Source organism: Teichococcus aerofrigidensis, from assembly GCF_054073225.1.
On record NZ_JBSXMU010000101.1, the window covers coordinates 1 to 12071 of the forward strand.

General features: G+C 72.8%; 11 protein-coding genes. 5 read left to right on the forward strand and 6 right to left on the reverse strand.

Annotated features, from left to right (window positions below; translation table 11 throughout):
• Positions 1-137 precede the first annotated feature (137 nt).
• From ACVMLK_RS16640 to ACVMLK_RS16655, 4 genes are all read left to right on the forward strand, one after another.
• Positions 138-548: an AtzH-like domain-containing protein gene (locus ACVMLK_RS16640; protein ID WP_457487030.1), complete on the forward strand. Its 411-nt coding sequence runs from the start codon at positions 138-140 to the stop codon at positions 546-548.
• Positions 545-1810 (forward strand): NAD(P)/FAD-dependent oxidoreductase, encoded by a 1266-nt coding sequence (locus ACVMLK_RS16645; protein ID WP_457487031.1) that lies wholly within the window; start codon positions 545-547, stop codon positions 1808-1810. Before ACVMLK_RS16640 ends, ACVMLK_RS16645 begins: the two co-directional genes overlap by 4 nt.
• Before the next feature lie 86 nt (positions 1811-1896).
• Positions 1897-2619 carry a cold-shock protein gene (locus tag ACVMLK_RS16650; RefSeq protein WP_457487032.1) on the forward strand — a complete coding sequence of 241 codons (723 nt, stop codon included), beginning with the start codon at positions 1897-1899 and terminating at the stop codon, positions 2617-2619.
• Positions 2620-2810: 191 nt separating this feature from the next.
• Positions 2811-3803 (forward strand): Bug family tripartite tricarboxylate transporter substrate binding protein, encoded by a 993-nt coding sequence (locus ACVMLK_RS16655; protein WP_457487033.1) that lies wholly within the window; start codon positions 2811-2813, stop codon positions 3801-3803.
• Between the two features lie 54 nt (positions 3804-3857).
• Here ACVMLK_RS16655 and ACVMLK_RS16660 read toward each other — a convergent pair whose 3' ends face one another.
• Positions 3858-4607, reverse strand: coding sequence for an SDR family oxidoreductase (locus tag ACVMLK_RS16660; protein ID WP_422924352.1), 750 nt, complete (start codon positions 4605-4607; stop codon positions 3858-3860).
• A 145-nt stretch (positions 4608-4752) separates the two neighbouring features.
• On the opposite strand from ACVMLK_RS16660, the gene ACVMLK_RS16665 reads away from it, so the two are divergent.
• Positions 4753-5373, forward strand: coding sequence for a hypothetical protein (locus ACVMLK_RS16665; RefSeq protein WP_457487034.1), 621 nt, complete (start codon positions 4753-4755; stop codon positions 5371-5373).
• Between the two features lie 22 nt (positions 5374-5395).
• Here the strand turns inward: ACVMLK_RS16665 and ACVMLK_RS16670 are convergent, their stop codons facing one another.
• From ACVMLK_RS16670 to ACVMLK_RS16690, 5 genes are all read right to left on the reverse strand, one after another.
• A complete protein-coding gene (locus tag ACVMLK_RS16670; RefSeq protein ID WP_198364765.1) occupies positions 5396-6148 on the reverse strand; it encodes an HD-GYP domain-containing protein in 753 nt (250 codons plus the stop codon).
• Positions 6149-6168: 20 nt separating this feature from the next.
• The gene (locus ACVMLK_RS16675; RefSeq protein ID WP_198364766.1) at positions 6169-6855 is read right to left on the reverse strand and encodes a response regulator transcription factor; all 687 of its coding nucleotides are present in this window, start codon (positions 6853-6855) and stop codon (positions 6169-6171) included.
• Positions 6856-6961: 106 nt separating this feature from the next.
• Positions 6962-9838: a PAS domain-containing protein gene (locus ACVMLK_RS16680; protein WP_457487035.1), complete on the reverse strand. Its 2877-nt coding sequence runs from the start codon at positions 9836-9838 to the stop codon at positions 6962-6964.
• A 134-nt stretch (positions 9839-9972) separates the two neighbouring features.
• A complete protein-coding gene (locus ACVMLK_RS16685) occupies positions 9973-11043 on the reverse strand; it encodes a glycosyl hydrolase family 8 (protein ID WP_457487037.1) in 1071 nt (356 codons plus the stop codon).
• Positions 11044-11154: 111 nt separating this feature from the next.
• Positions 11155-12071 (reverse strand): O-antigen ligase family protein (locus tag ACVMLK_RS16690; RefSeq protein ID WP_457487036.1); only part of this gene is annotated, 917 nt, incomplete at its 5' end.

Sequence of the window (12071 nt, forward strand, 5' to 3'; positions counted from 1 at the left end):
GAAGGGCACGATCAGGCGGAGGGGACGGCCCTCCGCCACCGCCTGCGCCCTGGGGGGGGGGGGGCCCCCCCGCCCCCCCCCCCGGCGCCCTGCGGCACCCTGCGCGCCTCGATTCCCGGCAGCGGAGGGGTGCGCGCGTGCAGATCGACGATCCGGCGGTGGTTGCGGAAGTCCGGGCGGTGTTCGACCGCTACGAGGACGCGCTGATGAACAACCGCGCGGAGATCCTGGACAGCCTCTTCTGGGCGGACCCGCGCACGGTGCGCTTCGGCATCGGCGAGATCCTCTACGGGCATGAGGCCATCCGCGCCTTCCGCGCCTCGGTGAAGGCCTATGCGCGGCGCGCGCAGAGGAAGGTCCACATCGTCGCCTTCGGCCCGGACTTCGCCGCCACCCACCTGGAATACGAGCGCCTCGGCGCCGATGGGATACCAACCGGGCTGATCGGGCGCGAGACCAAGATCATGGCACGGATGCCGGAGGGGTGGCGCGTCGTCTCCGCCCATGTCTCGCTGCTGGCGCGCGATCCGGGGCTGCAATCCCGATGAGCGGCGGGCATGTCGTCGTCATCGGCGCCGGCATCGTGGGCGCCTGCACGGCGCTCGCGCTGCGGCGCGAGGGCTGGGAGGTCACGCTGCTCGACCCGGCCGAGCCGGGGGGGGCGCCGGCGGCCCGCGATGGCAATGGCGCCTGGCTCTCGCCCCATTCCGTGATCCCGCCCGCCACGCCCGGCACCTGGCGCAGGGTCCCGCAGTTCCTCCGCGACCCCCTCGGGCCACTATCCATCCGCTGGTCCTACCTGCCGCGCGCGACGCCCTGGCTGTTGCGCTACCTCTGGTCCGGCTGGACCGAGGCCAGGGTGCTGCGCGCCGCCCGGGCGCTCCGCCCGCTGCTGGAGGGCGCGCCCGCGCTGCACGCGGCCCTGGCGGAGGCCGCCGGCGTGCCCGGGCTGATCCGGCGCGACGGGCTGATGTACATCTACCCCGACCGCGCCGCCTTCGAGGCCGAGGCCCTGGCCTGGCGTGTCCGCCGCCAGGTCGGGCTGACCTGGCGGGAGATCGGGGCTGAGGAGCTGCGCCGGCGCGAGCCGGAGCTCGACCGCCGCTACGGCTTCGCGATCCTGGCCGAGGAGGGGGGGCATTGCCGTGACCCGGGCGCCTATGTCGCGGCCCTGGTGGCGCAGGCGGTGCGCGAGGGGGCCCGCCTGCGGCGCGCCGCCGCCACCGGCTTCCGGATCGAGGACGGGCGGCTCAGGGCGGTGGGCACGAAGGCGGGGGAGGTCGCCGCCGACCGCGCGGTCATCGCCGCCGGCATCCGGTCGCGCCCGCTGGCGGCGCTGGCGGGCAACCGCCTGCCGCTGCAGACCGAGCGCGGCTACCACGCCGTCATCGCCGCGCCGGAGGCCGGGCCGCGCGTCCCGCTGATGCCCTCGGACGGCAAGATGGGCGTGACCATGACCGAGGCCGGGCTGCGCGCGGCCGGGCAGGTGGAGATCGCCGCCCTGGAGGATGCGCCGGACTGGCGGCGCGCGGCGATCCTGCGCGACCATCTGCTGCGCAGCTTCCCGGGCCTGCCGCGCGATCTGCCGCCCGAGCGGGTGCGCTTCTGGATGGGCCATCGCCCCAGCATGCCGGACGGCCTGCCCTGCATCGGCCCGGCCCGGCGCAGCCCGGATATTGTTTTTGCCTTCGGCCACGGGCATACCGGCCTGGTCGGCGCGCCACGGACGGCGAAGCTGGCGCTGGACCTCGTCGCGCGCCGGCGCCCGGATCTTGATCCGGCACCGTACAATCCCCTGCGATTCGACTAGCAATCATCGCCCGCCAGTGCGAGGATACCGGTCAGCCGGCCCCGCATCCCGTCGGGCCGCACACTTTTTTACGGATACGAGACGCAGTGTTTCCCGATAACGATTCGCAGGGCGGCACCGGGCCCATCGAGGCTGAGGTCAAGTGGTACAACGGCCGTAAGGGCTTCGGCTTCGTGCTGGGTCCGGATGGCCAGGATGTGTTCTTCCACGCTTCGGCGCTGACCGAGGCCGGAATCGAACCGCCTGAGACCGGCGACAAGCTGGTCTGCGAGATCGGCACGGACCGCCAGGGCCGCCGGCTGGTCACCCGGATCACCGAGCGGAAGCTCGGCCCGGGCGGTGGTGCCGGTGGGGGCGACCGCCCGCGTCGTGACTTCGGCGATCGTCCGCCGCGCCGTGACTTCGGCGCCGGCGGTTTCGGTGACCGTCCGCCGCGCCGCGACTTCGGCGATCGTGGCGGCTTCGGCGGCGGCTTCGGCGACCGTCCGCCGCGCCGCGACTTCGGCGGCGCCGGTGCGGGCGGTGGCTTCGGCGCGCCGCGCAGCTTCGGCGACCGTCCGCCGCGCCGTGACTTCGGCGGCCGCGACGAGGGCGGCCCGACCTATGCCGTGAACGGCACCGTCAAGTGGTTCGACCAGGTGCGCGGCTTCGGCTTCGTCACGCCGGACGATGGCGGCCAGGACGTGTTCCTGCATTCCTCCGTGCTGCAGCGCGCCGGCAAGCAGGACGTGCAGCAGGGCGAGAAGCTGAACCTCGAGGTGCGCGACGGCCAGCGTGGCCGTCAGGCCGTGGTGCTGAAGGGCAGCTGATCCCTCCACCCGTCGTGGGTCTGAAGCCCCTGTCGCCTTCCGGCGGCAGGGGTTTTTTGCCTTCGATGGCGGGGGATGCCCGCTTTCCGGGCAGCGGTCTCCTCTCTGGGGAAGAATCCGTCCTCTTCCAGGCTTTCGGGGGGCGGGTGCGACGATTAGCCTTCGGTGAATGTTCAGTAAGGGTTGATCTGATGCGCCGTCATCTTCTGCTCGGTCTGGCGCTGGCTGGGCTTCTCGCTCCCCTGACCGCGTCCCGGGCCCAGGAGGCCAGCTGGCCCAACCGCCCGATCACGCTGATGGGCGGTTTCCCCAATGGCTCCGGGGTCGATATCTATCAGCGCAAGCTGGCCGAGCCGCTGTCCAGGGCCCTCGGCGTCACCGTGGTGGTGGACAACCGCACGGGCGCCGGCGGCAATATCGCCAGCGATCTCGTCGCCAAGGCGCGGCCGGATGGCTACACCTTCCTCTTCGGCACCGCCGGCACCCACGCCATCAATGCCACGCTCTACAGCAGCCTGCCCTTCGACGTGGTGAAGGACTTCACGCCCATCACGCATCTGGGCGACGTGCCGAATGTGCTCACCGTGAGCGCCGAGAGGCGGCCGCAGTTCGCCACCTGCCAGGACCTGATCGCCGCCGCCAAGGCGAAGCCCGGCGCGCTGAACTATGCCTCGACCGGAAACGGCGCCTCGACGCATCTGGCCGGGGCGCAGTTCGCGCAGGTGGCCGGGCTGGAGGTCGTGCATGTGCCCTTCCGCGGCCAGCCCGGCGCGCAGACGGCGCTGCTGGCCGGCGACGTGGATTTCTTCTTCAACCAGTCGGGTCCCGCCATCGGCTATATCGGGCAAGGGCAGGTGAAGGGGCTGGCGGTGTCGAGCCGGAAGCGCCTGCCGGCCCTGCCGGAGGTGCCGACCGTGGAGGAGGCCTGTGGCCTTGCGGGCTTCGACAGCAGCACCTGGTACGGCATCTTCGCGCCGGCCGGCCTGCCGCAGCCGATCCAGGCGCGGATGGACGAGGAGATCCGCAAGATCATCAACACGCCGGACTTCAAGGACTGGCTGATCCAGAGCCAGGGCATCACCCCCAGCACGGTGGCCACTCCGGCCGAGTTCCGGGCCGTGCAGGAGCGCGACATCGGCCGCTGGGCCGAGGTCATCCGCCGCTCCGGTGCCAGGGTGGAGTAAGCCGGCTCGTTCGGGCGAAAGGTGAGGGAGGGGCGATCGGCCCCTCCCGGCCCGTCAGCCGCGCCCGACGAAGGGCATCTTCGTGGCCATGATGGTGACGAACTGGACATTGGCGTCGAGCGGCAGCGAGGCCATGTGCAGAATGGTCTCGCCGACATGGCGGACATCCATGCGCGGCTCGGCCAGCATATCGCCATTCGGCTGCGGCACGCCGCGGACCATGCGCTCGGTCATGGGCGTCGCGGCATTGCCGACATCGATCTGGCCGCAGGCGATGTCCCACTTCCGCCCGTCCAGGCTGATCGACTTGGTCAGGCCGGTGATGGCATGCTTGGTGGCGGTGTAGGGCGCCGAACCGGGGCGCGGCGCATGGGCGCTGATGGAGCCGTTGTTGATGATGCGGCCGCCGCGCGGCGACTGCTGCTTCATCACCCGATAGGCTTCCTGCGCGCAGAGGAAGGCGCCATGCAGGTTGGCGCCGACGACGCCGAACCAGTCCTCCGGCGTGATCTCGTCGAAATCCACCGACGGGCTGCCGCGCCCGGCGTTGTTGAACAGCAGGTCGCAGCGCCCCCAGCGTTCCGTCACCGCGGCGAAGAGCGCCTTGACCGAGGCGGGGTCGCTGACATCCGTCGGCACCGGCAGGCAGTCGCCGGCGCGCCCGCCGGCCTCGGCGCGGGTGGCCTCCAGCGCATCCTGGCGGCGCCCGGCCAGGGCCACCTTCCAGCCGGCGCCGAGCAGCGCCAGCGCGGCGGCGCGGCCGATGCCGCTGCCGGCTCCGGTGACGACGGCGATCTTGTCCATGGGGGGTCCTTTCCTCACCTAAGATGGCGCCGTTCCGGGCCTCGCCGAGGCCGGCGGCGCCGATACGCCACAGGGTGCGGCGGCGGCGGACGGCGCGCAAGCACCCGGCCGCCGGCACGCGGCGGGACAGGAAGAGGACACGCGCTTGAGGACTGCACTGACCCGGATCCTGGCCCTGGCGGGCCCGCTTCTGGCCGTTTCGGCGGCGGCACAGGAGACGCCGCGCCTGTTTCCGACGCGGGACGTGGCGGTGCGCTACACCGCCAGCGCCCCGGGGCAGACCGCGCAGCCGGTGGAGGCGGCCTGGCTGGCGGCGCGGCAGCGCTGGCGTATCGAGACGCCGCGCGCGCCGGGCTGGGTGCTGCTCGATATCCCGGCGCAGCGCGCGCAGATGGTGATGGAGGGGCAGCGCATGGTGGTGACCCTGCCGGGCCGGGGCCAGATCCCCCTGCTCGACGGCCTGCCGGAGGGCGCGAAGGTGAGCCGCGCCGGCTCCGCGCGCGTGGCGGGGCATGACTGCGCCCTGTGGCGCATCGTCAGCAAAGAGGGGAATGGCACGGCCTGCCTGACGCCGGATGGCGTGCTGCTGCGCGCCAGCGGCGAGCGGGAGGGCCGCCGCGGCAGTCTGGAGGCGGAGGAGGTGCGCTATGCGCCGCTGAACGCCGCCCGTTTCGAGGTGCCGCCGGGCCTGATGGCGCTGAACCTGCCGCAGGGCCTCTCGGGCCTGGGCCAGGCCCTTCCCGGGTTGCTGCCGGGCGGCCGCTGACGCCAGGCGCGGCGCCGGGGGGTCACCAGGGGCAGGGCGGCAGCCGGAGGGCGCGTTGCAACAGGTGGGAGGGCAACAGCCCCGCGACCACGGCGCGCCGCTCGCCGGGCACCGTGTCCAGGCCAAGCTCGGCCTGGAAGGTGGGGCCCAGCCCATCGACCAGCAGGGCGGCGAAGCCCGGATCGAACTGCGTCCCGCTGCAGGCCTGCACCTCCAGCAGGGCCTCGGCCACCGTCAGGTGGCGCCGGTAGGCACGGCCGGGCTCGATCATGGCGACGAAGGCATCCGCCACGCAGACGGCGCGAACGAGCGGCATCAGCTCGCGACCCTGGCGGCCCGAGGGATACCCGCCGCCCTGCCAGCGTTCGTGATGATCGCGCGCGGAGAAGACCACGGCTTCCGGATAGCCGAGGGCCGAGAGGGTTTCCGAGCCGGTGCGGGGGTGTTCGCGCACCGCCGCCGTCTCTAGCGGGGTCAGCTGCCGGGCGGCGTCCAGGAGCGAGACGGGAAGGAACAGCTTTCCGAGATCGTGCAGCAGACCGGCGGCGACGATCAGCGCGGCATCGCCAAGCGCCTCGGACCGGCGCGACCACATGGCCAGCAGCACCGTGGCGACGCGGATGGAATGATCCGCCGTGGGCGGGTGATGCCGGCGCAGGGCGGCAAGCAGGCGCAGGCTCTGCCGCGACAGGTCGTCCGGCAGGTTCGGATCCGGCGGCAGCTCGCGCAGATCCTCGGAGAGGGGCGGATGGGTGGCCGTGGACATAACCGCCATGCCGATGTCAGGCCGGGCTTCTACCACACCAGCCGGTAGCCTCGCCCCCGCACCGCCAGCACCTGGATTCGGCCGTCGGAAACCCGCTCCAGCTTCTGCCGCAGGGAGGAGGCGAACTGGTCCACCCCCCGCTGCTGCGGCTTGCGGCGATAGCCCAGGACCCGTTCGGCGATCGCGTCCCGCTCCGCCAGGTGGCCGGGGTTCTGCAGCATCATCGACAGCAGGCCGGCTTCGGCGCCGGTCAGGTGGTGCTCCATGCCGTCCGGCGAGATCAGGCGCTGCCGCGCCGGGTCGAGCTGCACGCCCCAGATGATCTGCACCGCGGGCGCGGCCTCGGTACCGCCAAGCCGGCGCATCAGCGCCTTCAGCCGCGCCACCACCTCGCGCGGCGATGCCGGCAGGGCGAGATGGTCATCGGCGCCGAGCTCCAGCGTGGCGACTCGCTCGCCTTCGGAGGGCCGGCGGCTGAACACCACGAGGCCGCGATCGGGCGCCGAGATATGGCTGACGATCGACAGGCTGTCCCCGCCGATCAGCTCCAGGTCCAGCAGCACGATCCGCGCCGCCTCCTGTTGCAGGGCGCGGCGGAGTTCCGTCTGGCTCTCCACGCGCTGGGGGTTGTAGCCGGCTTCCGCCAGGGCGGCCGCCATGGAGTCTGCCAGGCTGGGCGAGGCCATGCCGAGCAGCAGGGTCGGACGCTCGTTCACACACGACGGCTGGGCCGGCCGGGCGTAGCGAGCGGGCGACTTCTGGGTTGCATGTGTGTCGAGCATTGCTCGTAAGGATAGCAGATACTACGGCAACAACCATAATTTAGTTGAGAGATGAATCGCCTTTCTGAGAGGGATCCACTGGTTCGAGCAGTCTTCGAAGGTGGCGCGCCAAGTCGTTCTGCGAGCATGGTTTGGCCAGCAAAAGATCCTGCGGCCCCAGCCTTTCCTCGCTCAGGGCGTAGCCCGAGATTAGCAGTGCGGGCAGATTGCGCCTGTGCCGACGCGCCTCGCGCACCAGTTGGCGGCCGCTCATGCCGCCGGGCATGATCATGTCGGTCAGGAGAAGGTCGGCCGGGAAACCCTCCTCCAGCACCTTTAGCGCCTCCGGCCCGGCCTCGACACCCACCACCGTGCACCCCAGGGATTGCAACTGTCGCGTGAGAACGTGGCGGAGCGGCGCCTCGTCCTCGACGAGAAGGATGCGCGCTCCCGCCTCTCCGGTTCTGGGAATGCAGGCCTCCGAGCCGGGCGGCGGCTGGCCGGGGAGAGCCAGCGCCGCGCTGAAGCCGGATGTCGGGCCACGATCCAGCTTCAGGGTGCCGCCAGCCTGATGGACCATCTCCTGCAGGGCGCGCAACTCGCCGCGCGACTCCCCGGGCAGGAAGGGAATGCTCCGCTCGCCGCCCCCCGCATCGGAGGCGCTGATCCGGCAGTGCAGCCATGGATGCGCCGATCCATGCCCGGGCTGCGCTCCGGTCAGGGTGATCTCGACCCGTCCCGCACCGGTCATGAGGTCCCGCGCCTGCAGCACCAGCGCGACCACGGCATTCTCGAACTGCCAGGCGGGCAGGCGCGGGCGGGGCAGGCCGGGCTTCACGACCAGGCGGAGCGTGACGGCTTCGGGCAGGGCGGCGCGGAGCAGGGGCTCGAGGTTGCGCAGCAGGGTCGCCGGATGCGGGTCCGCCTTCCCGGCCGTTGTCAGGCTGGCGAAGTCCAGCATCCTGCCGGCCATCTCGAGCCCGCGGCGCGTCGCCATCAGCGCCGCGGTGCCGTCGCGCAGCAGGCCCGAGGGAGCGCCTCCGGTGATGTCGGCGATGGTGCCGCGCAACTGCTCGATTCGCGACTCGGCTTCGCGCAACTCCCGCAGCAGGTCCCGCGCGGCACCGCTGGCGAGCCGGCCGATGACCTCCGTGCGCTGGCTCTCGAACTGCCGTTGCCGCGCCTGCTGCGCGCCGGTGATGTCGCTGAAGAAGATGGCGACGCCATCGCCGGCGGGATGCGCCACCATGCGGAACCAGCGATCCAGCTCCTGCAGGTGGACGGCGAAGTCCTCATGCGCACCGCGCGAGGCGACCAAGTGCAGCAGGGCGAAGGCCTCGTCCTGCAGCAGAGAGGGGAAACGCTCCCAGAGCGTGAGGCCCAGGAGGGCCGGGCTGGCCACGCCGATCATGCCGAGCGCGGCGCCGTTCGCGTAGGTCATGCGCCACTCGGCATCGAGCGCGATGAAGCCGTCGCTGATCGAATCGAGGATGTGCTCGACACGCTCGCGCGCGCCATTCGCCTCGTCGGCCATGCCATGCAGCGCCGTGATCAGACGCCGGTTGCGAATCGCCACCTCGGCGAGGCGGGCGAGCTGGTCCAGCATCGCCTCGCCATCGGCCTTGAAGCCGCCCTCGGGCTCTGCCAGGACCAGCACCGCGAAGGCCCCGCCATCCTCCTCCCTCAGCGGCAGCGCCATGCGGGCCGGCAGATCCTCCCGCGGCGGCAGCCTGCCCTCCGGCACGACGGGCTCCCCGGGCAGGCCGGCGATCCAGCGCCCGAGCGCGGCGAACCGGCCCGGTGCCGGCTCGGTGCCCCGGCTCTCGGCGGGGCGGCGCATCGGCTGGTTCAGCAGCATCAGGGCGGCGAAGGGGGCGCCCGTGGTCTCGCGGGCCAGACGCGCGACCACTTCCAGCAGCACGGGCAACTCGGCGATCCTGGCGATCTGCGCCGAGCCGCGCGCCAGCCATTCCAGCCGCGCCGTGGCCTGGCCCTGCGCCTCCAGGCGCTGCCGGGCCTCGCGCAGGACCAGCGCCACGCCCGACCCGGCCACGCCGGTGATCAGGAGGGTGAGCAGGACGCCGAGTCCCGCATGGTTGCGCCAAGCCGCGAAGGCGGCCGCCTCGCTCAGCCCCACCGAGACGACGCCCGGCTGCCCCGGCACGGGCACCACGGCGGTGAAATGGCCGCCCCCTTCCTCGGTGCGGCTCAGGCCGGACCAGTTCTCCTGCAGGCGCAGGATCTCGATCGCCCGCACCGCCTGCGCGGCCGGCTGGCCGATCCGGTCCGGGTCGGAGGGCATGCGCGCCAGCAGGCGGCCCTGGCCGTCGATCAGCGCGATCTCGTTGCCCGGCGGCAACAGCAGGCGGTCGTAGAAGCCCTCGAAGAGCCGGAGGGGGAGCAGGGCCAGCACCGCCTCCTGGCCATCAGGCAGGGGGTGCCACAGCGGCAGCGCCGGTCCCACCGTGCTGCGCACGGGCGGACCGAAGCGCATGCCGCCCTGCCCGGCGGCCAGCGCGCCGAGCGCCTTCTCGAAGTCGTTCAGGTCGAGGCCGGCGATCCGGCGGCGCCCGGCCTCGCTCGCGAGCAGCAGACGCCCGTCGGACGACAGGATGGCCAGCGTGACGCCCTCGGGCGCCGCGGCCTCCCGGACGGCGAGCGCCTCCAGCGCCTCCTGCGCCTGCTCCGCCCCGGTGCGCCGCGCCACGGCGCCGAGCCCGATCATGGCCTGGTTCAGCGCGTTGAACAGGGCGGAAGCCTGGGCGGCCATGCTTCTGGCCAGCACGCTGGCCTCGGCCAGGCTGCGTTCCGCCGTCTGCCGGCGTTCCGACAGCAGATGCAGCCCGATGCCACCGCCGACTGCGACAAGAATCAGGACGGTGAAGGCCAGTCCGGCGATCCGCCAGGGCCAGAGAAGCCGACGCGGCTGCTGAAGCATCAGGGCCGCATTCGGGCAGCCGTCACCGCCGGAGGGGTGCGCGGCTCAGGAGCGAATTGGATCATGGCGCGCGGGGCAGGCGGAAGGGAATGAAAGGGGAAAGATTCGGAGGCAATGTTAAACCTCCGATTGCGTCACAATGCAAGCTGCGGCCGTTCCGCCACGGCCAGGCGGGAGAGCAGGAGCAGGCTGGCGGCATAATAGCTTCGCGCTTCCGACAGTGGCGGAAAGCGCGGGCCGGGGCGCCGCGTCGCGGTCACCGCCTCGGCCACCGCCTGGATGCCGGCATCCGCCGCATAGGGCGCGACGGCGCGGCCATCGAGATCGGTCCAGGCCGGCCTGCTGCTGGCCTCCCCGCCCCAGAAAAGGCGGGCGGCGGCCAGCGCCGGCTCCTCGGTCAGCCCGGCCCAGGACAGGTACAGCGGCACGCGGACCGCGTCGTAGGAGAAGCGCGGCGCCCAGCCCTGGGCGGGGCGGGGCGCGCCATGCGGCCGGTCGATCTGGATCCAGTCGGCCGGCAGCTGCCAGGGGCCGAACCGCGCCTGCCGCAACAGCCGGCAGCCCTCCGCCGTCAGCTCCTTCCAGGGGCCCGCGGGGCGCAGCCGCGCCAGTTCGGGAAAGGCCGGGAAGACGTAGTAGGAAGGGTTCACCACCACGTGGCGGGGATGATCGAAGCCGAAGGCCGCCGGCAGGAGCAGGGTCCGGCCATCGACCTGGCGGATGCAGAGGGCTTCCAGGTCGCGCAGCATCTCGCCGGCGAGCAGGGCGAGGTCCGGGTCCTGCCAGCGCCGCGCGGCCCGGCTCAGGGCCCAGGCGATGAAGATATCGCCGTCCGTGGCGTTGTTGGCGTCCTCCACGGGCCGGGCCCGGCCGGGCTGCCAGCGCCAGGCGTGCAACCGGTCCTGCGGCCGCGCCAGCGCGCGGCGCGTCCAGGCTAGGATGCGGCGGAAGGTGGCCTGGTCGTCGAAGGCCTCGGCGAAGAGCAGGCCCCATCCCTGGCCCTCGGAATGCGAGACGCCCCCATTGCCGGTGTCCACCACGCGCCCGTCCCCGGTGACGAAGCGGTCGCGGAAACTCTCCCATTCATCGCGGGGCGCCGGCCCTGCGGCATTCCGGTGCTCGGCATGGCCGGGCTGGCGCGGCAGCGACACCAGGACGGCCGCCGTCGCACCCAGGATTGAACGCCGCCCGTGCCCGCGGGCCATCGCCACCAACTCCACGCCTTGTGTTTGCGCGGATCAGCCTACAGGCCGGGGCCAGGGAGGCGAGGGTTGATGGCGCCCCCTCACTTCCCTTTGAAGTTGTGTAATACCTGCTTACGTTTTCGCCCTGGCGGAGGCGGCTCCAGAGAGTCCGCCCGCGCAGGCCAGGGCAAGAGCGGCACTGCACAACCACCAGCTTTGCCAGGCCCCGAAACTCGCCAGGAAGGTGATGAAGGCCGAGCCCAGCGCGCCGGTCATCGCCGCCGCCGCCGGCCCCCGGGCGGCGAAGGCCAGCAGCAGCAGGGCGAGGGCGGCGATCACGACCCCCACCCAGCCGAGTTCCAGCCAGATCTGCAGGGCGCCGTTGTGGGGATGCAGCGGCATCAGCTCGACATGGGGCGCGGCGAACCAGGCGCGCAGCCCGGGCCGCTCGACGCCGAGCCGCGACAGCCGGTCGGACGAGGGGTTCTCCTTGCCGCCGGGCAAGGCGCGCGCGGCCTCCAGCCCCCAGCCCAGCAGCGGCTTCTCCCGCGCCCGCTCCATCCCGAAATCCCAGATCACCAGCCGGTGCACGGCCGAGGGCGGCAGGCTCTGGAAGGAGGTCGGCAGGTGGCGCAGCGCGGGGCCGAGCAGCAGCGGGGTCGCCAGCAGAACCGCCGCCATGCCCAGGCCGAGGAGGCGCGGTGTCCAGGCCGGCGCGCCGGGGCGGAGGCGGCGCTCCAGCGCCGTCAGGGCCACCAGGATCAGCCCCGCGGCGGCCGCCAGCCGGGCGGTGTCGCCACTGACCCAAAGCAGCACGCCGCCCCCAAGGGCCAGGCCGGCCACGCGCCAGCGGCGAGGCAGGGCGGCCGCGGCGACCAGCGGAAGCAGCAGCGCCATGACCGAGGCGGCGGGCTTCAGCCCGAAGGCCAGTTGCGGCGGTATCTCCCGCAGCCCGCGCACGGCGGCACGAAGCCCCGAGCCGGTGAGATGGTCGAGCACCGCGGCGGCGAGGCCGAGCGCCAGGCCGGCGGCGAGCGCCTGGCCGAGCC